This window comes from Cupriavidus nantongensis (genome assembly GCF_001598055.1).
Lineage (GTDB): Bacteria > Pseudomonadota > Gammaproteobacteria > Burkholderiales > Burkholderiaceae > Cupriavidus > Cupriavidus nantongensis.
The window spans coordinates 817,787-844,013 of the sequence record NZ_CP014845.1 but is presented as its reverse complement, the minus strand read 5'-3'; the positions used below and the strand labels follow the sequence as shown (position 1 = coordinate 844,013).

Below are 26,227 nucleotides of genomic sequence, written 5' to 3'. Positions count from 1 at the left end.
GCTACTCAGGCCTGCTCCTTGACCTGGCTCTCCAGCTCCACCAGCCGCTTCTTCAGCGCCCGCTCCTCCTGGAAACGCGCGGTCTCGTCGCGGATCACCGCGACGATGCCGGTGATGGCGCCGGCTGCGTCCTTGAGCAGCGCCACGGTGAAGGCGATCGACATCGCCTTGCCGTCCTTGTCGACCGCCGGCACCTTGAGCAGGTCATGGCCGTAGCGCGTGATGCCGGTCGCCATGGTCTTGTCGTAGCCCTCCCAGTGCCGCCCCCGCAGCCGCTCGGGGATGATCAGGTCGAGGGACTGGCCCATGGCCTCGGCCTGGGTGAAGCCGAACATGCGCTCGGCCGCGGGATTCCACAGCGTGATGGCGCCCTTGGCGTCGGAGATGATGATGGCGTCGCCGATGGCGGACACCAGTTGCGCGTAGTCGATCTGTTCTGTCATGGGGATTCCCTCTCGTCATCTGCAAGCGGCACCGGCCGGGGCGCGCCGGTGCCATCAAGGTAGCGTGCCACATCGCGGCGCCACAAGCAAAAACGCCGGAGCCCGCTGTACGCACGGCCCCGGCGTCGGCGCCGGCACGGGTGCCGGCGGTCGGCGTCAGATCACCTGGGACTCGCGCAGGCGCTTGATGTCTTCGGCACCGTAGCCCAGGCCGGCCAGCACCTCTTCGCTATGCTCGCCCAGCAGCGGCGAACCCGTGATCTCCGGCTTCAGGTCGGAGAACTTGATCGGGCTGCCCACCGTCAGGTAGCTGCCGCGCTCCTTGTGCGGCACCTCGGTGATGCTGCCGCTGGCACGCAGCGACGGATCGTTGGCGATTTCCTTCATCGACAGCACCGGCGAGCACGGGATGTCGAACTTGCGCAGGATGTCGACCGCCTCGTACTTGGTCTTGTCGGCCAGCCATTCCTCGATGGTGTTGAAGATATCGAAGATATGCGGCTGGCGCGCCTTGGCGGTGGCGTAGTTGGGGTCGTCGATCCATTCCGGCTTGCCCAGCGCCTTGCAGATCGGCTCCCAGGCATGGCCCTGGATGGTGAAGTAGATATAGGCGTTGGGATCGGTCTCCCAGCCCTTGCACTTCAGCACCCAGCCCGGCTGGCCGCCGCCGCCCGCGTTGCCGCCACGCGGCACCACGTCGCTGAAGGTGCCGTGCGGGTACTGCGGATACTCTTCCAGGTAGCCCAGGCGGTCCAGGCGCTGCTGGTCGCGCAGCTTGACGCGGCACAGGTTCAGCACCGCATCCTGCATCGACACCGCCACCTTCTGGCCCTTGCCGGTCTTGTCGCGGCCAATCAGCGCGGTCAGGATGCCGATCGCCAGGTGCATGCCGGTGTTGGAATCGCCCAGCGCCGCAGCGGAAACCGTGGGCGGGCCGTCCCAGAAGCCGGTGGTCGAGGCCGCGCCGCCGGCGCACTGCGCCACGTTCTCGTAGACCTTCAGGTCTTCATAGTGGTGGCCGTCGCTGAAGCCCTTGACCGAAGCCACGATCATCTTCGGGTTGAGCTCGTTGATGCGCTCCCACGAGAAGCCCATGCGGTCCAGCGCGCCCGGGCCGAAGTTCTCGACCAGCACGTCCGACTCGCGGATCAGCTGCTCCAGGATCTTCTTGCCTTCCGGCTTCTTCGTGTCCAGCGTCAGCGAACGCTTGTTGCTGTTGAGCATGGTGAAGTACAGCGCGTCGACATCCGGGATGTCGCGCAGCTGGGTCCGCGTCACGTCGCCGGAACCCGGGCGCTCGACCTTGATCACGTCGGCGCCGAACCATGCCAGCAGTTGGGTGCAGGCGGGACCCGCCTGGACGTGCGTGAAGTCGATGATCTTGATGCCGTTGAGTGGGAGGTTCACGTTCGTCTCCTATTGGATTAGGGGGTGAAATTCGCGTGGATTACTTCTTGGCCGAGCTTTGCGGATTGAGGTTGGTCAGGCGGCCGCTTTCGGTGCCGGCCGCCGGATCGATGACGGCGTTGACCAGCGTCGGCCTGCCCGAGCGCAGCGCTTCGTTGACCGCGGCCTCGAGTTCTGCCGGCGTGGTGACATTGGCGCCGACACCGCCGAACGCTTCCATCATCTTGTCGTAGCGCGCACCCGGGACGAAGGTCGTGACCGCCGGATCAGTGCCGCCGGTGGGGTTCTTGTCGATGCCCTTGTAGACGCCGTTGTTGTTGAAGATGACGATGCAGACCGGCAGGTTGTAGCGGCAGATGGTCTCGACTTCCATGCCCGAGAAACCGAAGGCGCTGTCGCCGCACAGCGCCAGCACCGGCTTGCCGGTCTCGACCGCCGCGGCCACCGCGTAGCCCATGCCCACGCCCATCACGCCCCAGGTGCCCACGTCCAGGCGCTTGCGCGGCTCGTACATGTCGATCACGGCACGGGCATAGTCCAGCGTGTTGGCGCCTTCGTTGACGAACGAGATGCCCGGGTTGGCCTTGACCACGTCCTTGAGCACGGCCAGCGCGCCGTGGAAGTTCATCGGCGCGGCATCTTTGGCCCTGGCCAGGGTTTCGGCCATCTTGGCGAGGTTGGTGTCGCGGCGGTCGGCCACCGCGTTCAGCCAGTCGGCGCCCGGCCGGGCGAAGTCATTGCCGATCTTGTCGAGCAGCGCCGTGACGCACGAGCCGATGTCGCCGACCACCGGCGCGGCGATGGCAACGTTGCTGTCCATCTCGGTCGGCGCGATGTCGACCTGGATGAATTGCTTGGGCTTGCCCCAGGTCTTGCCCTTGCCGTGCGACAGCAGCCAGTTCAGGCGGGCGCCGACCAGCAGCACCACGTCGGCCTCCGCCAGCACATAGGAGCGCGCGGCCGAGGCCGATTGCGGATGCGTATCGGGCAGCAGGCCCTTGGCCATCGACATCGGCAGGTACGGGATGCCGGTCTTCTCGACCAGCTTGCGCAGGTCCGCCTCGGCGCGTGCATACGCGGCGCCCTTGCCGATCAGGATCAGCGGACGCTTGGCGGTCTTCAGCAGCGCGACGGCGCGGTCGACCGAATCCGGTGCGGGCAGCTGGCGCGGCGCCGGGTCCACTACCTTGATCAGCGACTGCTTGCCCTTCTCGGCTTCCAGCGACTGGCCCAGCAGCTTGGCCGGCAGGTCCAGGTACACGCCGCCCGGGCGGCCCGACACCGCGGCGCGGATGGCACGCGCGACGCCGACGCCGATGTCTTCGGCATGCAGCACGCGGAACGCAGCCTTGGCGTGCGGACGCGCGATGGCGAGCTGGTCCATCTCTTCGTAGTCACCCTGCTGCAGGTCAACGATCTCGCGCTCGCTCGAGCCGCTGATCAGGATCATCGGGAAGCAGTTGGTGGTGGCATGCGCCAGCGCCGTCAGCCCGTTCAGGAAACCCGGCGCGGAGACGGTCAGGCAGACGCCCGGCTTCTGCGTCAGGAAGCCCGCAATCGCCGCGGCGTTGCCGGCGTTCTGCTCATGGCGGAAGCTGATGACGCGCATGCCGTTGGCCTGCGCCAGACGGGCCAGATCGGTGACCGGAATGCCGGGCAGGCCGTAGATGTTTTCGATGCCGTTCAGCTTCAGCGCGTCGATGACCAGATGAAAACCATCGGTTTGTGCCTGATGTTCTTGCGCGGCGTGACGCTGCAGCTCGTTTCCGACTTCTGCCATGGTTGCTTCCTTCTATGCAAATTGACTGGGGTGGGAATTTTTGTGACTCAGGCTGCCGCGGGAGTGCTCTGGGCCCGCTTCGCTACGACTTCCGACATGCTTGGTCTCCTTTTGAACTTGTGTTCGTGGTGCGCGGGCGTTGCTGCCCTGCTGCGGTCGGTGCCGGTTTGTTCGACCGGTCTTGATGACATACGGTATGTGATATATCAGAGAACGGCAAGCTATTTTCCATCTCTGCGACCAACTTTCGTCAGTGCACTGCAGCAAACCTGTCTGGATCTGCGCTCAAAGCAGCGTAAATCCTCAATGCACGACGATTCATTCGTGTTTTGCACAGGTGCGAGCTGTAACCCGACAAAGGCGCAGACCGCCAAGCTGGCATTCAGATATATCACATACAACGTTTCTGGAGACGAAGATACATCGGGCTGCCCCTGCCGAGCCTGTCATAACGTCCCCGTGTGCCGCGTTAGCCGGCTGTGAGGGACGGCCTGGCGCAAGCGCCTGGCCGTCACCGGCTTGCGGGCATCACGCCCGCACTGCGCGGCCCAGCCTATTCAACGCGGCTGGCCGATGGGTTCGCCACCAGGCCGCTGTCGGGCACTGGCAGCGCCGATGCCGGGTGGCCGGTGATGAACCTCTTGCGCATGGGTGCCAGCACCAGTTTCGCCGACAGCCCCGCGGCGATCGTCACCACCGCTGCCACGGTGAATACCGCTTCCCAGCCCCCGCGTGCGGACAGGACCGAGGCCAGCGGCACCAGCATCGCCGCAGTCCCCTTGGCGGTGTACAGCGTGCCCGCGTTCGCCGCCGCGAACTTGCTGCCGAAGGTATCCGCGCACAGCGCCGGGAAGATCGAGAAGATCTCGCCCCAGAACAGGAAGGTCAGCGCCGCGAAGAACATGAACCAGTACGGGTTGTGCCCCAGCTGCATCAGCCCCAGCAGCGCCAGCCCCTCGCCGATGAAGATCACGAACATCGTGTTCTCGCGACCGAACCGGTCCGACAGGAAGCCGCACAGCGGGCGCGTGAAGCCATTGCACAGGTTGTCGATCGACAGCGTCATCGTCAGCAGCGGCAAGGTCAGCCCCAGCAGCGTCACCGGCATCGACGCAAAGCCGTAGTCCTTGGCGATCGGCCCCAGTTGCGCCGTCGCCATGATGCCGCCCGCCGCCACCGCGACAAAGCTGGCATAGATCAGCCAGAACACCGGCGTCTTCACCATCTGCCCCGGCGTGTACTCGACCGGGTTGGTCAGCACCGCCTTGGCCGCCACCGCCCCCTTGGGCGGCCTGGGCTTCACCAGCAGCAGCGCCAGCACGAAGATGCTCACCCCTTGCAGGATGCCGAAGAACAGGAAGGCCTTCTCATAGCCCGCGCTCTGGATCATGTTGGCGATCGGAATCACGGTGATGGCCGCGCCCGCGCCGAAACCCGCCGCGGTCAGGCCGGCGGCCAGGCCGCGCTTGTCCGGGAACCACTTCAGCGCGTTGCCGACGCAGGTTCCATAGACGCCGCCGGCGCCGATACCGGCGATCACCGCGGCCACATACAGCTCCGGCAGCGTGGTCGCATACGCGTTCATCACCCATGCCAGTCCGGCGCAGATCGCCCCGCCGGCCACTACCGGGCGCGGACCGAACTTGTCGACCAGCCAGCCTTCCAGCGGCACCAGCCAGGTCTCGGTGACGATGAAGATAGAAAATGCCACCTGGATCGCGGACGCGCCCCAGTGATGCCTGGCGTCCATCGGGGACACGAAAAGGGTCCAGCCGTACTGCAGATTCGCCACCAGCCCCATGCACACTACGCCGATTGCCAGTTGCATCCAGCGGTTCTGCAGCCCGCGCCCGTTCACATCATCGCGACCGGCGGGGGCCGATGCTTCCCATTGCGCCATCTGTGTTGTCTCTTGGTACGTTCTTGTTTGTGCCCGGCGGGCACATCAGGGCTTTGTCGGATTGCCCTGTTCGCAGTTGGACCGGCGCCTGGCATTGCGGCACATGAAGTCGTGGATTGATGCTACCTGAAGCTTAATTTGACTAGTCTTAAAGTTTTTTATCGTTTCTATTCACGACCCTTTATATAAAGCGGAACTGGCATGAATCGCCGCCTCCGCCGGTCATGGCTGCGGCTTTGCCAATGCAACAAGCCACCGCGGCCCGCCGGAAAGCGGGCCTTGGTGGCTTGCATGAATCGATACCGCGCCTCGACAGGCGATCAGGCCGGCGCCTCCTCCAACTGCCGCAGCAGCGCATCGACGCTGCCCTTGGCATCGCCAAACCACATGCGCGTGTTGTCCTTGTAGAACAGCGGGTTGTCGACGCCTGCGTAGCCCGCCGCCATGCTGCGCTTGGACACCACCACGGTCTTGGCCTTCCACACCTCCAGCACCGGCATGCCGGCAATCGGGCTGGCGGGGTCCTCCAGCGCCCCCGGGTTGACGATGTCGTTGGCGCCGACCACCAGCACCACGTCGGCCTTCTCGAAGTCGTCGTTGATCTCTTCCATTTCCAGCACGATGTCGTACGGCACCCGCGCCTCGGCCAGCAGCACGTTCATATGCCCGGGCAGGCGGCCGGCCACCGGGTGGATGCCGAAGCGCACGTTGACGCCCTGCGCCCGCAGGCGCCGAGCGATCTCGCTGATAGTGCCCTGCGCCTGCGCCACCGCCATGCCGTAGCCCGGCACGATGATGACCTCGTTGGCGTCCTTCAGCAGGCTGCTGACTTCCTCGCTCGACACCGGCAGCACCTCGCCCTGCTCGGTCGCCGCGCCCTGCGCCTGCACCGCGCCGAAGCCTCCCAGGATCACCGCCAGGAACTTGCGGTTCATCGCCTTGCACATGATGTAGCTGAGGATGGCGCCGCTCGACCCCACCAGCGCGCCGGTGATGATCAGCAGGTCGTTGCCCAGCATGAAGCCGGTTGCCGCCGCCGCCCAGCCGGAGTAGCTGTTCAGCATCGATACCACCACCGGCATATCGGCACCGCCGATGGCCAGCACCAGGTGCGCGCCGACCAGCAGCGCGATCACCGTCATCGCCGCCAGCGGCACCAGCCCCTGCTGCGGATTCGGCGCGGCCAGGAAGGCATAGCCCAGCCACACGCACACCAGCAGCGCGCCGGCGTTGAGCACGTGGCGCCCCGGCAGCAGCATCGGCTTGCCGCCCATGGTCCCTTGCAGCTTGAGGAAGGCGATGATCGAGCCGGTGAAGGTGACCGCGCCGATCAGGATGCCGAGGTAGGTCTCGACCTCATGGATCGCCTTCTCGACGCCGCCGAGCGTGGTCGGCTCCAGGTAGTTGGCATAGCCGACCAGCACCGCGGCCAGGCCGACGAAGCTGTGCAGCACCGCCACCAGCTGCGGCATCTGCGTCATCTCGACGCGCCTGGCCAGCATGGCGCCGGCAATGCCCCCCACCACCATCGCCACGATGATGATGGCGATGCCGTCGGGACTGCCCGCCAGCACCGTGGTCATGACCGCGATCACCATGCCGGCGATGCCGAGCAGGTTGCCGCGCCGCGCGGTGGCGGGATGGCTTAGTCCGCTCAAGCTGAGGATAAACAGCGCGCTGGCGGCGAGGTAAGCGATATTGCTGATTCCGGATGGCATGGTTCTCTCCCTGGCCTTAGTCGCGCTGGAACATCTTCAGCATGCGCTGCGTCACCAGGAAGCCCCCGGCGATATTGATGGTGGCCACCAGCACCGCGCAGCCCGCGATCACCGCCGTCAGCAGCGACGGCTTGCCCAGCTGCACCAGCGCCCCCACCACGATGATCCCGCTGATGGCGTTGGTCACGCTCATCAGCGGCGTGTGCAGCGCCGCGGTGACGTTCCACACCACCTGGTAGCCGACGAAGATCGCCAGCACGAACACCGTGAAATGCGCCATGAAGGCAGGTGGCGCGACCGCCCCCAGTCCCAGCAGCGCAGCGGCCGCCAGTGCCAGGGCAATCAGCATGGTGCCGGTGCGGCTGCGCGGCGGCGCGGCTTCGGCCGGCACCGGCACCTCCGCCGGCGCCTGCTGCTGCGGCACCGCCACCGTCAGCGGCGGTGGCGGCCAGGTCACCGCGCCCTGGTGCAGCACCGTCGCGCCGCGGATCATCTCGTCGTCCATGTCCACCACCAGCTGGCCGTCCTTGCCCGGCGTCAGCTCGCTCAGCAGGTGGCGGATATTGGTGGCATAGAGCTGGCTCGCCTGCGCCGCCATGCGGCTGGGCAGGTCGGTATAGCCGATGATGGTGACGCCGTCGCGGCGCACGCTTTCGCCCGGCACGGTCAGCACGCAGTTGCCGCCCTGCTCGGCGGCCAGGTCGACCACCACGCTGCCGGCGCGCATCAGCGCGACGGTCCCGGCCTCCAGCAGCCTGGGCGCCGGCTTGCCGGGAATCAGCGCGGTGGTGATGATGATGTCGACCTCGCGCGCCTGCTCGGCAAAGAGCCGCATCTCCGCTTCGATAAAGGCCGGGCTCATCTCCCTGGCGTAGCCGCCGCTGCCGCTGCCGTCCTCTTCGATCTCGACGGTGAGGAATTCCGCGCCCAGGCTTTCGATCTGCTGGCGCACCACCGGCCGCGTGTCGAAGGCGCGCACCACCGCGCCCAGGCTGCGCGCCGCGCCGATCGCCGCCAGCCCCGCCACGCCTGCGCCGATCACCAGCACGCGCGCCGGCGGGATCTTGCCCGCGGCGGTGATCTGCCCGGCGAAGGGCCGGCCGAAGGCATGCGCGGCTTCGATCACCGCGCGGTAGCCGGCCATGTTCGCCATCGAGCTGAGCGCATCCAGCTTCTGCGCGCGCGAGATGCGGGGCACGCAGTCCATCGCCAGCACCGTGGCACCGCGCTGCGCCAGGCGCTCGAGCATCGGCATCTGCTGTGCCGGCCAGACAAAGCCGATGAGCGTGGCATGCTTCTTCAGCAGCGCCGCCTCTTCCACCCCCAGGCTGGGATGGACCTGCGGCGGGCGCACCTTGACCACCACGTCGACCGAGGCCCACAGGCTGGCCGCATCGACAATGGCCGCGCCCGCGGCGCGGTAGTCGTCGTCCGAGAACGACGCTTCCAGCCCGGCACCGGTCTCCACCACTACCTGATAGCCGAGCTTGAGCAGTTCTTTGACCGAGTCCGGGGTCGCGGCAACGCGCCGCTCGCCCGGATGGACCTCGCGCGGCACACCGATCGTCATTGGCATGGCATTCACCGTTTCAGGAAAGGGATCTGGCGCCGGCTCAGCCGCGCACGTGGTTGACCAGCGAGCCGATGCCGGCGATCGACACCTCGACCACGGCGCCGTCCTTCATCGAACCCACGCCCAGCGAGGTGCCCACGGCAATCACGTCGCCCGGCATCAGCGTCAGGTCCTGCGAGATCCGGCTGACCTGCTCCTCGGGCGAGAAGATCATGTCGGACAGCGGGTAGTTCTGCCGCTCCACCCCATCCAGCCGCGTGACCACGCTGGCGCTCTTCCAGGGGAAGCCGGTGACGATGGCCGGGCCGATGCAGCCGAAGGTGTCGAAGCCCTTGGCGCGGGTCCATTGCGGGAAATTGGGATCGGCCGTGATCAGCTCGGCCGCGGTCACGTCGTTGACGATGGTGTAGCCGAAGATATGGGCGCCGGCCTCCGCCACCGTCACGTTGCGCGCCTTCTTGCCGATGACGATGCCCAGCTCGCCCTCGTAGACGATCTTGCCGTCGTAGCTCTTGGGGCGCTGCACGGCGTCGTTGGGACCGGCCAGCGAGGTCGCCGGCTTGATCAGGAACAACGGGTGCGTCGGCACCGGCTTCTCCAGCTTGCGCGCGAGCGCGTGGAAGTTGTTCCACAGCGCCACCACCTTGCCCGGCGCGCACGGCGCCACCACGGTCAGCGCGGCGCGGTCATGCACGGCGCCGGTGGGGCTGGGATTGTCGAAGCCGTCGCGGTCATATTCGACCACGCGGTTGGGGTCAGCCTGATCGATGCGGCCATGGCCGATGCTGCCGTCGGCGCGGCAAAAACGAATCCAGGTTTGCACAGCATGCTCCTTGCGCAGGCAAAGGAACGCCCGCCTGCGCCGATGTCGGTTGCAGGGATCGTGGAAAGGGAGGGAAGGCAGGACGGCGCGGCGCGCTCGTCAATCCCGCGCGGGCGGGAATGACGGCGGCCATCGCATCAGGCGAGCCTCATACCGCGCCGGCCAGCTTCATCGCGGCGATCTGCGCGGGCGTGCGGCCCAGCCACTCGAGGATCTCCTCGGTGTGCTCGCCCAGCAGCGGCGAGCGTTCCACCTGCACCGGCGAGGCCGACAGCGTGATCGGGCAACCCAGCTGCACGTAGTTGCCGCGCTGCGGATGCTCCAGCTCGACCAGGTAGCCGCGCTGGTACAGCGACTCGTCCTCGATCAGGTCCTTCATCGACAGGATCGGGCCGCACGGCACATCGACCTCGTTCAGCGCCGCCATCACCTCGAACTTGCTGATGCCGCGGGTCCATTTCTCGATCACGGCGAAGCAGTCGGCCAGGTGCTTGAGGCGCGCTTCGGGCGTGGCGTAGTCCGGGTTGGTGATCAGGTCCTCGCGCCCGCACAGGCGCATCAGCGGCTCCCAGCCCTGCGGCTGGATGATGACGTAGACATAGTCGTTGGGGCCACCCGGCGCGCAGCGCAGCGCCGCGCCCGGCTGCCCGCCGCCCGAGGCGTTGCCCGCGCGCGGCACGTGGTCGCCGAATTCCTCGTTGGGATATTCACGCAGCGGCCCGTTGGCCAGGCGCTGCTGGTCGCGCAGCTTGACCCGGCACAGGTTCAGCACCGCGTCCTGCATCGCCACTTCCACGCGCTGGCCGCGGCCGGTGTGTTCGCGATGCAGCAGCGCGGCAAGGATGCCGACCACGGCATGCACGCCGGTGCCGGAATCGCCGATCTGGGCGCCCGTCACCGTGGGCACGCCGTCGGCCTCGCCGGTGGTCGAAGCCGAGCCGCCCATGCACTGCGCCACATTCTCGTAAGCCTTGCAGTCCGCGTACGGCCCCGGGCCGAAGCCCTTGATCGAGGCATAGACCAGGCGCGGGTTCAGGTCTTGCATGTGGTCCCAGTCGAAGCCTGCGCGCGCCAGCACGCCGGGGCCGAAGTTCTCGATCAGCACGTCGCTGCGCTGGATCAGGTCCTCGAGCAGCGCCTTGCCTTCGGGCGTCTTCATGTTCAGCGTCAGGCTGCGCTTGTTCGAGTTGAGCATGGTGAAGTACAGGCTGTCGGCGTTCGGCACGTCGCGCAGCTGGCTGCGCGTGATGTCGCCGCGCCCCGGCATCTCCACCTTGATCACGTCCGCGCCCAGCCACGCCATCAACTGCGTCGCCGACGGTCCCGCCTGGACGTGGGTCATGTCCAGGATGCGCACTCCTTGCAGGGCTTTGGTTTCCATTGCGAAGGGTCTCCTCTTCCGCTATTTGTAGTCTCTGATGACATACGGTATGTGATATATCAGAAGAGAGCAAGAGGAGTTTGGCGCTTCCGAGGCAAATATCGACGATGCGACGCAACACGCGCGAGCGATCCAGTCAAGGAAGGCATAAGAGCGGCCGTTTTCAGCGCTGTGGTGGCATAAAGGCCCAATCGCTTTTCACATTGATATATCACACACCATTTAGCGAAATGGCGTTGGCATGCACTGACGAGCCCAAAAGCAAAACGGCGGACCGAAGTCCGCCGCTTTCCATAACCTTGTCCTGGCTGCTTCAGTCCAGGAAATCGCAGTGCTTCTCCACGTAGTCGGCGAGGTCCAGCGAATGCTGCCGCACCAGCCGCTCGGCCAGTTCTGTGTCCCGCCTCTCCAGCGCCTCGATGATGCGCAGATGGTCGACGATCGACCTTGCCGCGCGGTCGCTCTGCGAGATCGTCATCTTCCGGATCGCGCGCACGTGGATAAAGATGTTGCGGATCGTGTCCATGATGATCTGCGACTTGGACAGTTGCACGATCGCCTGGTGGAACGCGATATTGGCGTCGGAATACTCTTCGATATGCTCGGCTGGCGTCGAGTCGCGGAAGCTGTCGAACATGCTGCGCAGCTGCGCGATCTCGGCATCGGTGGCATTCTCGGTGGCCAGCCGGGCCGCCATGCTTTCGAGCGCGGCCCACATCTGGATCATCTCGACGATCTCGCGCTTGGTCTTGCGCATGATGTAGATGCCGCGCCGCGGCACGGTGCGCAGGAAGCCTTCCTGCTCCAGCAGCGTCATGGCCTCGCGGATCGGCGTGCGGCTCACGCCCATGGCCTCGCTCAGCACCCGCTCATCCAGCCGGATCTCGTCGCGCGACTGGTAGATGTCGGCGTCGGCGATGGCCTGGCGCAGCATGGCGTAGGCCTGGTCGCGCAGGCTGGCGCCGGCGTTGATCGGTTGTACCGACAGGGACAGCCCGTTGGGCTGGACGATGGATTGGCTTTGCGCAGACATGAATGTGCTCGTGTGAGACCGGCAGCCGGGCCGCCGGAATGGCTGCCCGCCGCATTGCTGCACAGCTTAGCAAAAACGCCTGACCCATTATGAAAACGCATCAAACGATGCGCGCTCCATATGCATCGGCACAAAAGCGGTGCGCGGCCTGTCGTATATGGTATATCACAATCGCCCCGCCTTACGACTTCGCGAGCCGGGCAAGCGTCACGTTGCGTGCCGGCTCGCGCCGCGGAGGACGCCTGACCCGTCGGCGTCCCCTGCTCTGCTCCTCAGGCGGCCAGCTTCGCCATCGCGTCGCGCTGCTTGATCAGGCCCAGCACCGCGTCGCACATCGGCGTCGGTGCGCCCACCAGCCGCCCCATTTCCTGCACCACCGTCAGCAGCGGGTCGATTTCCATGGCCCGCCCCGCCTCCAGGTCCTGCAGCATCGAGGTCTTGTGCGCGCCGACGGCGCCGGCGCCGTCGATGCGCCGCTCCACGTCGACCCGGAACTTCACCCCGAAGCGCTCGGCGATGCCCTGCGCCTCCACCATCATCTGGCGCGACAGCGCGCGCGTGGCGGGGTCGGCGGTGATGACGTCGAGCGTCGCGTGGGTCAGCGCGCTGATCGGGTTGAAGCACAGGTTGCCCCACAGCTTGAGCCAGATCTCGTCGCGGATGTTGTCGCGCACCGGGGCGTCGAGGTCGGCCGCCATCATCATTTCGCTGAGCCGGGTCACGCGCGCGGAGCGGCTGCCGTCGGGCTCGCCTAGCGGGAATTTCTTGCCGTAGACATGCTTGATCACGCCCGGCGCGATGATTTCGGCGGCCGGATAGACCACGCAACCGATGGCCCGCTCCGGCCCCAGGCGCTGCCACTGGCGCCCGCCGGGATCCACGCTTTCCAGCGTGCGGCCGGCCAGCTCGCCGCCGTGCTTGTAGAAGTACCAGTAAGGAATGCCGTTGACGCCGGTCACGATCGCGGTATCCGGCCCCAGCAGCGGCTGCATCTGGTCCACCACGCCGGGCACCGAATGCGCCTTGAGGGTGATGAACACGTAGTCCTGCGGCCCGAGTTCACGCGGATCGCTGGTGCAGCGCACCTGCGCGACCCGCTCCTCGCCATCGATCAGCAGCTTGACGCCGTGCTCCTGCATCGCCGCGAGATGGGGTCCGCGCGCGACGAAGCTGACCTCGGCCCCCGCGCGCGCCAGCTGCGCCCCGACATAGCCGCCGATGGCACCGGCGCCGTAGATACAGACTTTCATATGCTGCCTCCTTGATGGCTCGATTGGATCTTTTGATATATCACATACTATATTCCATGCCGGCGCATGGCAACCTGCGCCGCAACTCCGTCTAACCCGCTTTTATCTTTCTGTGACAAGCTGCGCGGCCAAGCGACGCTGCGCTAACATGAAGCCTGCATGCGCCCTCCCATCATTCCGGAGCCCTCATGGAAGCGACGTTGGCATTGCTGCAGGATCCCGCCGCCTGGGCGGCACTGGCCACGCTGGTGGCCATGGAAATCGTGCTGGGGATCGACAACCTGATCTTCATCTCGATCCTGACCAACAAGCTGCCGATCGAAATGCGGGAAAAAGCCCGCAAGATCGGCATCAGCCTGGCGCTGCTGATGCGCCTGGGCCTGCTGGCGACCATCGCCTTCATCGTCACGCTGACCCAGCCGCTCTTCACCGTGCTGGGCCATGGCCTGTCGTGGCGCGACCTGATCCTGATCGCGGGCGGCGGCTTCCTGGTGTGGAAGGCCACGCGTGAAATCCACCAGCACGTCACCGCCGCCGAGGAGGGCGAGGAAGGCGGCACCACCAAGGCGGTGCACAGCTTTGCCGCGGCCATCGGCCAGATCCTGGTGCTGGACCTGGTGTTTTCGATCGACAGCATCATCACCGCGGTCGGCATGACCGAACACGTGCAGATCATGTTCGTCGCCGTGATCGCGGCGGTGATGGCGATGCTGTTCGCGGCGACGCCGCTGGCCAACTTCATCAACCGCAACCCGACCATCGTGATGCTGGCGCTGGCCTTCCTGATGATGATCGGCATGACGCTGATCGCCGAAGGGCTCGGCACGCACGTGCCCAAGGGCTACATCTATACGGCGATGGCGTTCTCGGCCGCGGTCGAGGGGCTGAACATGCTGGCACGGCAACGGCGCCGGCAGCGCCGCGCCGCGCGCGAGGCAGGCGAGGCAAGCGAGGTGCGCGAAATACGGTGAGGCGCCGGCGCCACCCGCTGTAACAGAGGGTGTCCGAACTTTTCCGCGGCGCCGGCGTCTTTTACAGTTCTGCACAATCCCGGACAATAAAAGGACGCTTTCACCACATGATGAACCGCCGAACCCTGCTGGTCTCCGCCACCGCCTCCGCCGCGCTTGCCGCCCTCGGCATTACCCCATCGGTGCTGGCAGCCAGCCGGATCAAGCTGGGCGAGGCCCAGCCGTTCGGCTTCGACGCCCTGATCGAGCGCGCCCGCGCGCTGGCCGGCAAGCCCTACGCACCGCCGCCCGCGCCGCCCGCGGACGTGCTGTCCCGCATCGACTACGACGCCCACGGCAAGATCCGCTTCCGCACCGAGGACGCGCTCTTTGCCAGCGGCCCCGGCCAGTTCCCGGTCACGTTCTTCCATCTCGGCACCTACTTCCGCAGCCCGGTGCGCATGCATGTGATCGAGCGCGCCAAAGGCGGTCCCGGCAAGGCCCGCGAGATCGTCTATGACGATGCCTACTTCGACATGCCGGCCGACAGCCCCGCGCACAAGCTGCCGCCGGGCAGCGGCTTTGCCGGCTTCCGCTTCCAGGAAAGCCGCCTGGGCGACCAGAAGACCCGCGACTGGCGCAAGAACGACTGGGTCGCCTTCCTCGGCGCCTCGTATTTCCGCGCCATCGGCGAGCTGTACCAGTACGGCCTGTCCGCGCGCGGCATCGCCATCGACGTGGCCGAAGCCGGCAAGCAGGAAGAATTCCCAGCCTTTACCCACTTCTGGTTCGAGACTCCCGAGGGCAACAGCGACACCGTCACGGTCTACGCGCTACTCGATGGGCCCAGCATCTCCGGCGCCTACCGCTTCGTCATGCAGCGCGCCAAGGCCGTGATTATGGACGTCGAATGCGTGCTGTTCCTGCGCAAGGACGTGGCCCGACTGGGGCTGGCGCCGCTGACCTCGATGTACTGGTTCTCCGAAAGCATCAAGGGCACCGCGGTCGACTGGCGCCCCGAAGTGCATGACTCCGACGGCCTCGCGCTGTGGAACGGCGCCGGCGAGCATATCTGGCGCCCGCTCAACAACCCGCCGCAGACCACGGCGTCGGCCTTCTCGGACGACAACCCGAAGGGCTTCGGCCTGCTGCAGCGCGACCGCCTGTTCGACCATTACCAGGACGGCGTCAACTACGACCGCCGCCCGAGCCTGTGGGTGGAGCCCCGCGATGGCTGGGGTGCCGGCTCGGTGCAGCTGGTGGAGCTGCGCACCGACGACGAGATCCACGACAACATCGTCGCCATGTGGGTGCCCAAGGCGCCGGCCAAGGCCGGCAACACCTACCGGCTGCGCTACCGGCTGCACTGGGCCGCCGACGAGCCCTACCCGACCCCGCTGGCGCGCTGCGTGGCCACACGCCTCGGCAACGGCGGCCAGCCCGGCCAGCCGCGGCCCAAGGGCGTGCGCAAGTTCATGGTCGAGTTCAAGGGCGCGCCGCTGGAGAAACTGCCTTTCGGCGTCAAGCCCGAAGCGGTGCTGACCGCCTCGCGCGGCACCTTCTCCTACGTCTTCACCGAAGCCGTGCCCAATGGCGTGGCCGGCCACTGGCGCGCCCAGTTCGACCTGACCACCGACGGCACCCAGCCGGTCGACCTGCGGCTGTTCCTGCGCCTGAACGGCAAGCCGCTGTCGGAAACCTGGCTGTACCAGTACCACCCGTTCCAGTCGCCGGCGGGCTGACGCCCTTTTCGGTCACCGCGCCGCGCCGGGCTGGCGCCGCGCCGGCCCCTTTACACCTTATTGCGTCAGCGTGATGTCAGGCGTGCGCGAGCGGGTATGATGGCTGGCTACGACAGTTCCACTGCATCCGCCAGCCTCACATGATTTCTCAAGAGTTCGCCGGCGCCGCCGAGAGCGGCCAGGCTGCATCGCTCCCGCGCTCGGAGCGCGCCTACCAGCAGCTACGCGCCGCCATCCAGGCCGGCCAGCTTTCCCCCGGCACCCGGCTGCGCGAGGTGGAACTCGCCGAATCGCTGGGACTGTCGCGCACGCCGGTGCGCGAAGCGCTGTCCAGGCTGGAATCCGAGGGCCTGGTCGTCAACGAGCCCAACCGCGGCATGATGGTGACGCAGCTCGACGCCAGCATGGTCAGCGAGCTGTACGTGATGCGCGAAGTGCTGGAGGGCACCGCTGCCGCGCTGGCCGCGCGCCACGCCACCGACGTCGAGATCTCGCTGCTGCGCGATATCGTCGAGCGCGATCTCGCCATCGCCGACGATCCCGACCGGCTCGCGCTGAACAACCGGCTGTTCCATGAAACCCTGCACCGCTGCGCCCACAACCGCTACCTGCTGAAGACACTGCGCTCGCTGCATGAGTCGATGGCGCTGCTGGGCCGCACCACGCTGGCGGTGCCGGGGCGCGCGCGCAGCTCGTACGAAGAGCACATCTCGCTGGTCGAAGCGCTGGAACAGCGCGATCCGACGCTGGCCGAGCAGATTGCGCGCCGGCATATCCAGCAGGCCTACAAGGTGCGGCTGTCGCTGTGGATCCAGGAGCAGTCGGGTAGCTGAGGCCCCCGCCCGCACTGCGCCATCAGGCCGCCTGGGCCCGCGCCGTCCGTAGCGTACCCAGGCTCAGCACCAGCAGCGCCGCCAGGATCAGCACCACCGCGCCCAGCGTCTGCGGCGCGATCTGCTCGCCGCCCAGCCACGCGCCCATGGCCAGTGCCACCGGCGGATTCACGTAGACATAGCTCGCCGCCAGCGTCTGGCTGACCGTCGAGACCAGGTACATGTAGGCGGAGAAAGCCACCAGCGACCCCGCCACTACCAGGTAGACCCAGGCCCAGCCGGCCTGCGCGCTGACGGAAGGCGGCCACGGCTCCTGCCGCAGCAGCGACAGCGCCATCAGCACCGCGCCGCCGATCACCATCTCCGCGGCAAACGCCGCCGCCCCCGGCGGCAGGTCCAGCCGGCGCGCCAGCTGCGAGCCGAAGGACCAGCTCGCCACCGCCAGCAGCAACGCCACCACGCCACCGGCACTGACCTGGAACTCCGCGCCCGCGGTCAGCACCAGGATGCCGGCGCTGCCGATGGCGATCGCCACATACTCATACCACTTCGGCCGGTTGCCGAAGCACGCGCCCCAGATCAGCGCGAAGATCGGCATCGACCCGATCATTACCGTGGTGGCGCCCGAGGAAATGGTCTGCTCGGCAATGGCAGTGAGACCCATGCCGCCCACCAGCAGAAACAAAGCCGGCACCGCGCAATGACGCAATTGCCGCGCCGATGGCATCGGCGTGCCGCGCCACGCCAGCCACGCGGCCAGCAGCAGGCCCGCGCACAGGAAGCGCGTGCCCATCATGAACAGCGGCGGAAAGCTCTCCAGCGTAAAGCGGATCGCCAGGTAGGTGGTGCCCCAGACCACATAGGTGATCAACAGGCACAGCAGCACAAGCGGGGACATGGGGCGGTCGGGCGGATCAGGTTCAGGAAAGGCATCCAAGATAGCCGTGCCCGCCGCCGCGGCAAAACGAAAAGCGCTGGCAAGCCTTGTGAAGGTTGCTCACAAAGCGCTCCAGTGCCACAGGCAAAACAAAACCGGCCGCGTTTCACCCGGGCGGGCGCACGTATGGCCGGTTCTTCAACGCAGCCCGGACGGGCCGCAACTACCGTACTGCTGGAGCCAGCGATCAGCCGTTGGCGTAAACCACCTTGGCCTTGCGGGCCTGGCTTTGCAGGCGCTCGATCACCGACTGCACGGTGGCGATGGCGCGCTTGACGTCGTGGGCGAAGCCCAGGCTTTGCGTGCCGAGCTCGCGCTCGATGAGTTGGCGTTCCAGTTGATCGGTCAGCTTGATATCGGATTGGGTGTTCATGGCGTCCTTCCTTTCGGGATTACCCTTATGGGGTTTTCCCTGATTGTAGCAAAAGAATTGTCGCAATGCAGCATTAGGTGAAAGTACGTATGCTGGGCCGCCGCAAGCTGTGCCGTATGAACTACTTCTCCGTAAGTTGTGTGTCGATTAAGGCGTAGTCCGAACGCTCTCGCCGGATCTCCGGCATCAGACCAGTCTTGTTCCTGTCACGCGGGCCAGCTCGCCCAGCAACCGATTTTGATATTTCGGGTCGCGGACGACGGCGTGCGGCTCCTGCAACCGCTGGTGGTACCAATACCCGCCGCTGGTCAGCGCCCGCGGATCGTTGCTGGCCGCCAGCCACTCCTGGGTCAGATGTCCCTGGCGAAGGTCGTCCGGCGCATTCGCGCCACCCATCTTGGTGGGAACCCAGCCAGGATCGACTGCGTTGCTGTACACGTCGGGCCACAGCCGCGCCACGGCTGCCGACAGGGTCGTGATGAAAAGCTTGCTTTCCGAATAGCCGGCTGTCCCGGTACGCCCGGACCAGTCGATGCCGTCAAGACTGACCCGGCCACCTTTGTGCATGCTGCTGCTCAGGTAGATCAGCCGCCTGGGGCGCCGGATCAGCGCCGTCAGCAGGTACGGCGCGACGACGTTGACCATCAGGACCTGGGGCCCCGACAGTATCCCCGCGTTGTGGATCACCGCGTCCATCGTGCCAATGGCGTTGACCTGCCGGGCCAGGTCCCGTGTCTGCTCCAGGTCGGAAAGATCGCCGATGGTCGCGATGGCACCCCGCTCCACAAGCTCCCTGACGGCGGGCAGCCGCGCCTGGGAGCGGACGTGCACCACGACCTCATGCCCGTCGCCGAGCAGCGTCCGCGCCGCCGCATGGCCGAGACCGTCGGACGAACCAGTGATGAAGATGCGGGACTTACGTCCGCGGCTTCGTTGGGCGGGCGTTACGGCGGGCCTCGCCGCGGGACTGGACGCTGGTTGCGCCGTCGCAGCAGCGACGGTCAGCAGCGGCGCCATGACCAGGCTGGCGCCCAGTTGCACACCGTTCAGAATGAGTTTGCGGCGGTCCATGGCGCCTCCTGCTCAGCAGCGATTCTTTCAAGTGTTGCCTGGTAATGCAGAGAGTCAAGGGAACGCCCGTCATTTCGCCACAAAGCGCGCCGTCACGGTCTTGCCGTCCGCAAACCGGATCGTCGCCACCAGCTTGGAGCCGGCCTGCAGTTGCAGCTTATCTGCCGCGACCAGCGCATTGTCCGCGCCCGGGTTCAGCGCCGTTTCGGTCTTGCGGGTGCCGGTCAGCACCGTCAGCTTGCCGCTGGCGCCGGCCACCGGCAGCTTCCTGTCATGGTCGTCGACATAAATCGTCACCGCGCCATCCCGGTTGACCAGTTCGAACTGCAGGTCGCCGGCGACCTGCACGATGCCGCCATATTGCGCAGGCTTGGCGCCGTGCGCCATGGCCACGCCGGAAACCCCTGACAGTGCGAGACTGGCGGCCAGCACCATGGCCGAGATCTGTTTCTTCATCGCTTACTCCGTTGCTGCAGCGGCTTGCGGGCGCCGCCGCCCAAGCCCTCAATCAATACGTATCCTCCGGCTGCTGCGACAGGATCCGCTGCAGCGGGCGGCGCCCGAACAACCAGAACGCCAGCGGCGTCAGCATGGAATCGAGCAGCGTCGAACTGACCAGCCCGCCGAAGATCACCACCGCCACCGGATGCAGGATTTCCTTGCCGGGCGCGTCGGCCGATACCAGCAAGGGCACCAGCGCGAACGCCGCGACCAGCGCGGTCATCAGCACTGGCGTCAGCCGCTCGAGCGAACCGCGCACGATCATCGGGATGCCGAAGGTTTCGCCTTCGAAGCGGCACAGGTTGATGTAGTGGCTGACCTTGAGGATGCCGTTGCGCGTGGCAATGCCGGTCAGCGTGATAAAGCCGACCATCGACGCCACCGACAGGCTCAGCCCCGCCAGCCACATCGCGATCACGCTGCCGATCAGGGCGAACGGGATATTGGCCATGATCACCAGCGTCAGCGTCGCGGAGCGGTAGCGCGAGTAGAGCACCAGGTAGATCAGCGCCAGCGACACCAGCGACAGCAGCACGATGCGGCGCGTGGCGTGCTCCTGCGCCTGGAACTGGCCTTCGATGCTGACGAAATAGCCACCGGGTAGTCCCGCACGCGCCGCCGCTTCGCGCACCGCGCCGACGATCTGCGACATATCGGAGCCGTCGGTATTGGCGTAGACCACGATGCGGCGCCGGCCGTTCTCGCGCCCGATCTGGTTGGGGCCGTCGCCCTCCTCGACGCTGGCGATGGCGGACAACGGAACCGCGCCGCGCGGCGAATCCAGCATGACCCGGGACAGGTCCTGCGGCGTACGGCCGCTATCGGGCAGGCGCACCACCAGGTCGTGGCGGCGCACGCCGTCGATCAACTGCGTGACGCGCGTGCCGTCGGACAAGGTCTGCAGCGCCTTCAGCGCCTCGCCGGCCGGGATGCCGTACTGCGCGGCCTTGCGATAATCGAGCCGCACATTGACCTGCGGAATCAGCACCTGGCGCTCGACCGTGATATCGACCAGGCCCGGGATCGAGGCCAGGTGCCCGCGCACGTTCTCCGCCAGGCCGCGCAGCGTATCGAGATCGTCGCCATAGATCTTCAGCGCGATCTGCGCCCGTACGCCGGACAGCAGGTGATCGAGCCGATGAGAAATCGGCTGGCCGATCGCCACCGACGCCGGCAGCCCGGCAAGCTGCGCGCGGATCGCGGCCATCACCTGCTCGCGGCTGCGGGCGGAGGGCTTCAGGTCGATGTCGATCTCGGAGGCATGCACGCCCTCGGCATGTTCGTCCAGTTCGGCGCGGCCGGTGCGGCGGCCCACCCGGGTTACTTCGGGCACCTGCCGGATCAGCGTTTCCGCCAGCGCGCCGATGCGGTTGGCTTCGGTCAGCGAAGTGCCGGGATTGAGCATCAGCGACATCACCATCGAGCCCTCGTTGAAGCCCGGCAGGAAGGCCCGCGGCAGCCACGGCACGGTCGCGGCCGCCAGCACGACGGCGACCGCGGCCACTGATAGCACTGCCCGCGCACGCGGGAACGACCAGTCCAGGATGCGGGCATCGACCCGCTTGAGCCACGCGACCAGCGGGCTGTCGGGATGTTCGAGCCGCTTCATCCGCGGCAGCAGGTAGTACGACAGCACCGGCGTCACCGTCATCGACACCAGCATCGACGCCAGGATCGACACGATGTAGGCGATCCCCAGCGGCGCAAACAGCCGCCCTTCGATGCCCGGCAGCGCAAACAGCGGCATGAACACCAGCACCACCACCAGCGTGGCATAGACGATGCCGGAGCGCACTTCGACCGAGGCGCGCCAGATTGTCTCCAGCACCGATGGCGGGTCGTCCATCGCGGCGCGCTGCCGCAGCCGGCGCTGGATGTTCTCGACGTCGACGATGGCATCGTCGACCAGTTCGCCGATGGCGATGGCCAGGCCGCCCAGCGTCATCACGTTAATCGACTGGCCGAGCAGGTGGAAGGCCAGCGCCGACACCGCCAGCGACAGCGGTATCGCCACCAGCGAGATCGCGGTGGTGCGCGCGCTCAGCAGGAAGGCGAACAGGATCACCGTCACCATGATGGCGCCGTCGCGCAGCGCCTCGACCACGTTGCCGATCGAGGCCTCGATAAAGTCGGCCTGGCGGAACAGCACCTGCGGCGCGGACAAGCCCTGCGGCAGCCCCTGCTTCAGTTCGCCAAGCGCGGCTTCCAGGTCGCGCGTCAGGCGCACGGTGTCGGCAGCGGGCTGCTTCTGCACGCTGACGATCACCGCGGGCTTGCCGTTGAAGCCGGCGTCGCCGCGCTTGAGCGCCGCGGCATAGCGCACGCCGGCCACCTGCTCCAGCAGCACCGGCGCGCCGTCCTTGTAGGCGACCGCAACGCCCTTGAGGTCGTCGATCCGGTTGGTGCGACCGAGATTGCGGATCAGGTATTCGCGGCCGTTCAGGTCGATAAAGCCGCCGCTGGTATTGGCGGCGAAGTCCTGCAAGGCGCCCTGCACCTGTGCCAGCCTCACGCCAAACTGGGCCATGCGCACAGTATCGGGCTCGACCCGCAACTGCCGCACCTCGCCGCCGATCGGGATCACTTGCGACACGCCGGGCACCGACAGCAGGCGCGGGCGCAGCACGAAGTCGGCATACTCGCGCGCCTGCATCGGGCTGGCGCGGGCCGGATCGATCGGCAACGCGATCAGCATGATCTCACCCATGATCGACGAGACCGGCCCGAGGATGGGCGTGAGCCCGCCCGGCAACTGCTCCTTCACCAGGGCCAGCCGTTCCGACACGAGCTGGCGGTTGCGGTAGATATCGCTGCCCCAGTCGAACTCGGCATAGACGATGGACAGGCCGACCCCCGACACCGAGCGAACCCGCGTAACGCCGGGCATGCCGTTCAGCGCGGTCTCGATCGGGAACGACACCAGCAGCTCGACTTCCTGCGGCGCCATGCCGCCCGCTTCGGTGATCACGGTCACCAGCGGCTTGTTCAGGTCCGGGAATACATCGACCGGCGTGCGCCAGGCGGTGAGGCCGCCGTAGACCATCAGGATCAGGGCGAAGGCCAGTACCAGCAGCCGGTTGCCGAGGCTGGCGCGAACGATCCAGTTGAACATGCGCGCCCCTCAGCGGACCTGGTTGATCAGCGCCGCGCCGGACACCACCACCCGGTTCTCCGGCGACAGTCCGCGCACCACGACCACGGTGCGTGCATCGAGCACGCGCGCCTCGACCGGCTGCGCGATAAAACGCTGCGTGCCGGACTTGATCCACACCACCGGCAGGTTGCTGGCGTTGCGCACCAGCGCCTCGCTCGGCAGCGCGATGCCCTGGACGGTATCGCTCAGCGTAGCCACCACCGTCACGGGCTGGCCGACGGCCAGCGGCACGTCGTTGCCGCTCAGACGGAACGTCAGCGGCACCGCGCCGTTCTTCAGGCTTCGGCCGGCGCCGACGAATTCCAGCTTGCCGCCGGTGCCGCTGGCCAGCGCACCGCCCCGGATGCGGTTGGCCAGCGAACTGTCCGCGCTGCTGGCCTCGATCAGCAAGCGGGCCGGATCGACCACCTCGTACAGCACGTCCCCGGCGGCAACCACCTGTCCCGCCAGCACATTGGCGCTGGCGATCACGCCGCTGGCCGGCGCGGTCAGCGTATCGGTCTGGTGCAGGCTCTTGCCGACCGCATCGCGCTGGCCGGACAGGCTCTGGACCTCGGCGCGGGCCGCTTCGATTTCCTTGCGCGGGATGCTGTCCGTCAGCGACTCCAGCCGCTGCAGCCGCTGCCGCGCCAGCTTCAGGCTGGCGCTGAGGTTGGCGAACTGCGCCTGCTGGTTGCCGATATCGAAGGGCTCGCTCTTGTGGCGCAGCACGGCCAGCACCTGGCCCTTGCTGACGCGCTGCCCCAGCACCGGGAAGCCGCCCGGCGGCGGTTCGATCCAGCCTGGGTGGCCCGCCTGCAGGCGTCCGCCCGCGTTCGGATCGATCGCCACCACGGCGTTCAGTTCGACGGTGACGGGGTGCGCGGCTTGCTGCGCCATCGCGGTCCGTATGCCCATGCGGCGCTGGGCCAGCTTGGGCACCTGGACGCTGCCGTCTGGCAGCCGGGCCAGGCCACTGCCCGACACCGCGGCCGGCGCATCGAGGTGTTCGCCGTTCGGGCCGTGCGCGCCGGGCCCGGCCAGCGCCGGAATGGTGGTCCACGCGGCCAGTGCGACGGCCAGGATTGCGACTTTGGTGGTCTTCATCACGCCGTGCCTCCGTTCCTTTTGCCAACGCGGCGCTTCACGCCCCAGGCGCCTGCTGCCACCACCGCCGCAAGCAGCACCAGCCACGGCCAGCGCGCCTGCCACCACGCGTTGCCGTGGTCGTGTTCGTCCGCGGCAACGTTCAGCGTGCCTTCGATCAGGTCCGACTCGTTGCCGGTGACCAGCGTAAATACCAGCGCATGCCGGCCGGGCCGGCGCAAGGCCTGCAGGAGCTTCTCGTCGGTAAAGGCATAGTCGCCGGCATCGGCGTGCAGCTTGCCCTGGGTCTTGATGCCGTCGAACTCGACCTCGAGCGTGCCGTCGAGCACCGGCTCGTTGGTGACGTAACGGTCGACCATGACGGAGAGCTCGTCCGTGGCGAGGGTGCCCACCAGTTCGAATGATTCCGTATGGGCTTCGATGACCGGCTGGGCGTGCGCTGCCGCGCCGGCGTCGGGGGGCGCGTCCAAATGCTCGCCATTGGGGCCGTGGGCACCGGGGCCGGCGTGCGCTGCCGGCACAGCGAGCGCTAGCGACAGGGACAGGACAAGAAACAACTGGCGGATCATGGCAGGACTCCGAGCGCCTGGTTCAGGGTGGCAATGGCGATGCCGCGGCGGGCACGCTGGCGCGCGAGGTCGGCCTCGGCTTCGAGCGCCTGGTTTTGTGCACGCAGCACTTCCGGCAAGCCGATCTCGCCGGCGTTGAAGGTCTTGCGCAGCAGCGATGCCCGTTCGGACAGCGCGGCGCTGCGTTCTTGCGTCAGGCCGAGTTGCTGCTCGGCCAGCCGCAGCGCGGCCTGCGCCGCGTCGATCTCTGCGCGGACGATGCGTTCGGTGCGCTCGAGTTCGGCCCGCGCTGTCATCAGCTCGCTCTGCGCGGCGGCTTCGCGCGGCAGGTTGCGCGCATCCGTGGCGAACGGGATCCTGACGAACAGGCCGACGGTCTGGTCGCCGGGCATGCCGCCGCCGGCCCGGTCGTTGCGGTACATCACACCGACTTCGGGCGGGTCGCGGCGCGATTTGCGCAGGTACCCCAGCTGGCGTTCGCTGCGCAGCACGGCTTGCTGCACCGCTTGCAGTCGCGGATGACTCGCGGCATGGGCTGCCGGGTCTGCCGCCGGCGCAGCCGTTTCGTCGTACCGCGACGGCAGTGCGGAGACGCCGGTGGCTTGCAGCAGCCGCGCCTTCGCCTCGACCACGCGGGCCTCGCTGTCGGCGAGCAGGCCCTGCGCCGCCAGGTCGTCCTGCTGCGCCAGCAGCAGGTCGGTACGCGCCAGGTCACCGGCGTTGACGCGCCGGCGCACATCGTCGCGCAGCGACGCGGCGATGCCGGCGCGGCGCCGCATCACCTCGCGCTCGCCTTCCACGGCCGCCAGCTGCCAGACGCGCTCGCGCACTTCCGCGGCCAGATTCAGCCGCGCCAGCGCGGCGCCGGCCTCGGCCTCGGCCGCCTGGGCGTCGGCGAGGTCGCCGCGTGCCGCGCGCTGGCCCGGCAGCCACACCGGCACGCCGAGCTGGACCTCGCTCTCGCGCAGGCCGCGCCGTTCGGTCCAGCGGTCGTCACGGTGCAGCAGGCCGAGCGTGGGCGGCCCGGCGATCAGCGAGTCGGCCTGGACCCGGCTGGCGGCAGCCTCCAGGCGCCGCCCCTCGGTCGCCTGGAAGGCGACGGAGCGCTCCCAGGCGGCATCGAACAGCGCGCGCAGGTCGGCCGGCGCGGACTGGCCATGGGCCGCCGGCATCAGCAACGCCGACGCCATCACGGAGATGAAGAACTTGTGCATGGAATCCCCAACGCAGATTGCGACAACACAGGCAATGCGGCGGGGCGCGGCACAAAGACATTGCGCCACGGCAGGCAATCAGCAGATCAGTGCCCCGCCGTCAGGCGGGCGCGTGAGGGGGGCGTAACGGGGGACTGCAGCCAGGGTCGGGGATATGGCCGCCGAGGAACGACGGCTCGCGCTGCGTCTGCAGCGTCAGCGGCGGCACCATGCCGGCCGGCAATGGCGCCTGCAACTGAGTGCCGTAGTCGAAGTCGAGCTGGTGCGAGGCGGACGCGGTGGAATCGTCGAAGGCGATCTCGCCGTCCTCATCATGGTGATGCGGAATATGCCCGGCGTGCGCGGCCATGTGGTCCGGCGGGAAGCCGGCGGCGTGCGCGAGCTGCCGCTGCGCTGCGGCCAACGCCTGCAGCGGCAGGATCAGCATCAGGAGCAAGGCAATCATGCGCGACATAGGGCCGGATTCTACCCGACCTGCCGGCGCCGGTG

General features: G+C 67.3%; 22 protein-coding genes. 3 read left to right on the top strand and 19 right to left on the bottom strand.

Translation table 11 applies throughout. The features are described 5' to 3' along the window. Positions 1-5: 5 nt before the first annotated feature. From A2G96_RS25025 to A2G96_RS24980, 10 genes are all read right to left on the bottom strand, one after another. Positions 6-443, bottom strand: a complete 438-nt coding sequence (locus A2G96_RS25025; protein ID WP_062802891.1) for a PAS domain-containing protein — start codon at positions 441-443, stop codon at positions 6-8. 156 nt (positions 444-599) lie between these two features. Continuing rightward, positions 600-1,850, bottom strand: a complete 1,251-nt coding sequence (gene frc / locus A2G96_RS25020; protein WP_062802890.1) for a formyl-CoA transferase — start codon at positions 1,848-1,850, stop codon at positions 600-602. Between the two features lie 40 nt (positions 1,851-1,890). Continuing rightward, positions 1,891-3,630: an oxalyl-CoA decarboxylase gene (gene oxc, locus A2G96_RS25015; RefSeq protein WP_062802889.1), complete on the bottom strand. Its 1,740-nt coding sequence runs from the start codon at positions 3,628-3,630 to the stop codon at positions 1,891-1,893. A gap of 553 nt (positions 3,631-4,183) precedes the next feature. Beyond that, on the bottom strand, positions 4,184-5,530 hold the full coding sequence (gene oxlT / locus A2G96_RS25010; protein WP_062802888.1) for an oxalate/formate MFS antiporter: 1,347 nt from the start codon (positions 5,528-5,530) through the stop codon (positions 4,184-4,186). Positions 5,531-5,850: 320 nt separating this feature from the next. Further along, positions 5,851-7,248 carry a Re/Si-specific NAD(P)(+) transhydrogenase subunit beta gene (pntB, locus tag A2G96_RS25005; RefSeq protein WP_062802887.1) on the bottom strand — a complete coding sequence of 466 codons (1,398 nt, stop codon included), beginning with the start codon at positions 7,246-7,248 and terminating at the stop codon, positions 5,851-5,853. Positions 7,249-7,264: 16 nt separating this feature from the next. Next, positions 7,265-8,824: a Re/Si-specific NAD(P)(+) transhydrogenase subunit alpha gene (locus A2G96_RS25000; protein ID WP_062802886.1), complete on the bottom strand. Its 1,560-nt coding sequence runs from the start codon at positions 8,822-8,824 to the stop codon at positions 7,265-7,267. A gap of 37 nt (positions 8,825-8,861) precedes the next feature. Beyond that, on the bottom strand, positions 8,862-9,644 hold the full coding sequence (locus A2G96_RS24995) for a fumarylacetoacetate hydrolase family protein (protein WP_062802885.1): 783 nt from the start codon (positions 9,642-9,644) through the stop codon (positions 8,862-8,864). 148 nt (positions 9,645-9,792) lie between these two features. Beyond that, entirely contained in the window at positions 9,793-11,025 is a 1,233-nt protein-coding gene (gene frc, locus A2G96_RS24990; protein WP_062802884.1) for a formyl-CoA transferase, read from the bottom strand. A 313-nt stretch (positions 11,026-11,338) separates the two neighbouring features. Beyond that, positions 11,339-12,058 carry a GntR family transcriptional regulator gene (locus A2G96_RS24985; RefSeq protein WP_012356329.1) on the bottom strand — a complete coding sequence of 240 codons (720 nt, stop codon included), beginning with the start codon at positions 12,056-12,058 and terminating at the stop codon, positions 11,339-11,341. Positions 12,059-12,330: 272 nt separating this feature from the next. After that, positions 12,331-13,308, bottom strand: a complete 978-nt coding sequence (locus tag A2G96_RS24980; protein WP_062802883.1) for a 2-dehydropantoate 2-reductase — start codon at positions 13,306-13,308, stop codon at positions 12,331-12,333. 188 nt (positions 13,309-13,496) lie between these two features. Between A2G96_RS24980 and A2G96_RS24975 the strand changes: the two genes are divergently transcribed. The 3 genes from A2G96_RS24975 to A2G96_RS24965 all read left to right on the top strand — a co-directional run bounded on the left by A2G96_RS24975 (position 13,497) and on the right by A2G96_RS24965 (position 16,833). Beyond that, positions 13,497-14,279, top strand: coding sequence for a TerC family protein (locus tag A2G96_RS24975; RefSeq protein ID WP_062802882.1), 783 nt, complete (start codon positions 13,497-13,499; stop codon positions 14,277-14,279). A gap of 107 nt (positions 14,280-14,386) precedes the next feature. After that, positions 14,387-16,000: an OpgD/OpgG family glucan biosynthesis protein gene (locus A2G96_RS24970; protein ID WP_062802881.1), complete on the top strand. Its 1,614-nt coding sequence runs from the start codon at positions 14,387-14,389 to the stop codon at positions 15,998-16,000. 140 nt (positions 16,001-16,140) lie between these two features. Continuing rightward, positions 16,141-16,833: a GntR family transcriptional regulator gene (locus tag A2G96_RS24965; RefSeq protein WP_062802880.1), complete on the top strand. Its 693-nt coding sequence runs from the start codon at positions 16,141-16,143 to the stop codon at positions 16,831-16,833. Between the two features lie 22 nt (positions 16,834-16,855). On the opposite strand, the gene yedA is transcribed toward A2G96_RS24965, so the two are convergent. The 9 genes from yedA to A2G96_RS24920 all read right to left on the bottom strand — a co-directional run bounded on the left by yedA (position 16,856) and on the right by A2G96_RS24920 (position 26,183). Further along, positions 16,856-17,731 (bottom strand): drug/metabolite exporter YedA, encoded by an 876-nt coding sequence (yedA, locus tag A2G96_RS24960; RefSeq protein WP_062802879.1) that lies wholly within the window; start codon positions 17,729-17,731, stop codon positions 16,856-16,858. Positions 17,732-17,957: 226 nt separating this feature from the next. After that, positions 17,958-18,143: a hypothetical protein gene (locus A2G96_RS24955; RefSeq protein WP_062802878.1), complete on the bottom strand. Its 186-nt coding sequence runs from the start codon at positions 18,141-18,143 to the stop codon at positions 17,958-17,960. A gap of 186 nt (positions 18,144-18,329) precedes the next feature. Beyond that, positions 18,330-19,214, bottom strand: a complete 885-nt coding sequence (locus A2G96_RS24950; RefSeq protein ID WP_082819094.1) for an SDR family NAD(P)-dependent oxidoreductase — start codon at positions 19,212-19,214, stop codon at positions 18,330-18,332. 69 nt (positions 19,215-19,283) lie between these two features. After that, on the bottom strand, positions 19,284-19,670 hold the full coding sequence (locus A2G96_RS24945) for a hypothetical protein (protein WP_062802877.1): 387 nt from the start codon (positions 19,668-19,670) through the stop codon (positions 19,284-19,286). Positions 19,671-19,722: 52 nt separating this feature from the next. Next, entirely contained in the window at positions 19,723-22,827 is a 3,105-nt protein-coding gene (locus tag A2G96_RS24940; protein WP_062802876.1) for an efflux RND transporter permease subunit, read from the bottom strand. Positions 22,828-22,836: 9 nt separating this feature from the next. After that, positions 22,837-23,955: an efflux RND transporter periplasmic adaptor subunit gene (locus tag A2G96_RS24935; RefSeq protein ID WP_062802875.1), complete on the bottom strand. Its 1,119-nt coding sequence runs from the start codon at positions 23,953-23,955 to the stop codon at positions 22,837-22,839. Beyond that, positions 23,955-24,524: a hypothetical protein gene (locus A2G96_RS24930; RefSeq protein ID WP_062802874.1), complete on the bottom strand. Its 570-nt coding sequence runs from the start codon at positions 24,522-24,524 to the stop codon at positions 23,955-23,957. Before A2G96_RS24930 ends, A2G96_RS24935 begins: the two co-directional genes overlap by 1 nt. Continuing rightward, positions 24,521-25,738 carry a TolC family protein gene (locus A2G96_RS24925; RefSeq protein WP_062802873.1) on the bottom strand — a complete coding sequence of 406 codons (1,218 nt, stop codon included), beginning with the start codon at positions 25,736-25,738 and terminating at the stop codon, positions 24,521-24,523. Before A2G96_RS24925 ends, A2G96_RS24930 begins: the two co-directional genes overlap by 4 nt. Positions 25,739-25,838: 100 nt before the next feature. Beyond that, on the bottom strand, positions 25,839-26,183 hold the full coding sequence (locus A2G96_RS24920; RefSeq protein WP_231909739.1) for a hypothetical protein: 345 nt from the start codon (positions 26,181-26,183) through the stop codon (positions 25,839-25,841). Positions 26,184-26,227: the final 44 nt, after the last annotated feature.

What these genes read in the sequence shown, in the direction of transcription:
- A2G96_RS25025 (WP_062802891.1), bottom strand. Translation starts at nt 443, where the DNA reads ATGACAGAACAGATCGACTACGCGCAACTGGTGTCCGCCATCGGCGAC.
- oxc (WP_062802889.1), bottom strand. Translation starts at nt 3,630, where the DNA reads ATGGCAGAAGTCGGAAACGAGCTGCAGCGTCACGCCGCGCAAGAACAT.
- oxlT (WP_062802888.1), bottom strand. Translation starts at nt 5,530, where the DNA reads ATGGCGCAATGGGAAGCATCGGCCCCCGCCGGTCGCGATGATGTGAAC.
- pntB (WP_062802887.1), bottom strand. Translation starts at nt 7,248, where the DNA reads ATGCCATCCGGAATCAGCAATATCGCTTACCTCGCCGCCAGCGCGCTG.
- A2G96_RS25000 (WP_062802886.1), bottom strand. Translation starts at nt 8,824, where the DNA reads ATGCCAATGACGATCGGTGTGCCGCGCGAGGTCCATCCGGGCGAGCGG.
- frc (WP_062802884.1), bottom strand. Translation starts at nt 11,025, where the DNA reads ATGGAAACCAAAGCCCTGCAAGGAGTGCGCATCCTGGACATGACCCAC.
- A2G96_RS24985 (WP_012356329.1), bottom strand. Translation starts at nt 12,058, where the DNA reads ATGTCTGCGCAAAGCCAATCCATCGTCCAGCCCAACGGGCTGTCCCTG.
- A2G96_RS24980 (WP_062802883.1), bottom strand. Translation starts at nt 13,308, where the DNA reads ATGAAAGTCTGTATCTACGGCGCCGGTGCCATCGGCGGCTATGTCGGG.
- A2G96_RS24975 (WP_062802882.1), top strand. Translation starts at nt 13,497, where the DNA reads ATGGAAGCGACGTTGGCATTGCTGCAGGATCCCGCCGCCTGGGCGGCA.
- A2G96_RS24970 (WP_062802881.1), top strand. Translation starts at nt 14,387, where the DNA reads ATGATGAACCGCCGAACCCTGCTGGTCTCCGCCACCGCCTCCGCCGCG.
- A2G96_RS24965 (WP_062802880.1), top strand. Translation starts at nt 16,141, where the DNA reads ATGATTTCTCAAGAGTTCGCCGGCGCCGCCGAGAGCGGCCAGGCTGCA.
- yedA (WP_062802879.1), bottom strand. Translation starts at nt 17,731, where the DNA reads ATGTCCCCGCTTGTGCTGCTGTGCCTGTTGATCACCTATGTGGTCTGG.
- A2G96_RS24955 (WP_062802878.1), bottom strand. Translation starts at nt 18,143, where the DNA reads ATGAACACCCAATCCGATATCAAGCTGACCGATCAACTGGAACGCCAA.
- A2G96_RS24950 (WP_082819094.1), bottom strand. Translation starts at nt 19,214, where the DNA reads ATGGACCGCCGCAAACTCATTCTGAACGGTGTGCAACTGGGCGCCAGC.
- A2G96_RS24945 (WP_062802877.1), bottom strand. Translation starts at nt 19,670, where the DNA reads ATGAAGAAACAGATCTCGGCCATGGTGCTGGCCGCCAGTCTCGCACTG.
- A2G96_RS24940 (WP_062802876.1), bottom strand. Translation starts at nt 22,827, where the DNA reads ATGTTCAACTGGATCGTTCGCGCCAGCCTCGGCAACCGGCTGCTGGTA.
- A2G96_RS24935 (WP_062802875.1), bottom strand. Translation starts at nt 23,955, where the DNA reads ATGAAGACCACCAAAGTCGCAATCCTGGCCGTCGCACTGGCCGCGTGG.
- A2G96_RS24930 (WP_062802874.1), bottom strand. Translation starts at nt 24,524, where the DNA reads ATGATCCGCCAGTTGTTTCTTGTCCTGTCCCTGTCGCTAGCGCTCGCT.
- A2G96_RS24925 (WP_062802873.1), bottom strand. Translation starts at nt 25,738, where the DNA reads ATGCACAAGTTCTTCATCTCCGTGATGGCGTCGGCGTTGCTGATGCCG.
- A2G96_RS24920 (WP_231909739.1), bottom strand. Translation starts at nt 26,183, where the DNA reads ATGATTGCCTTGCTCCTGATGCTGATCCTGCCGCTGCAGGCGTTGGCC.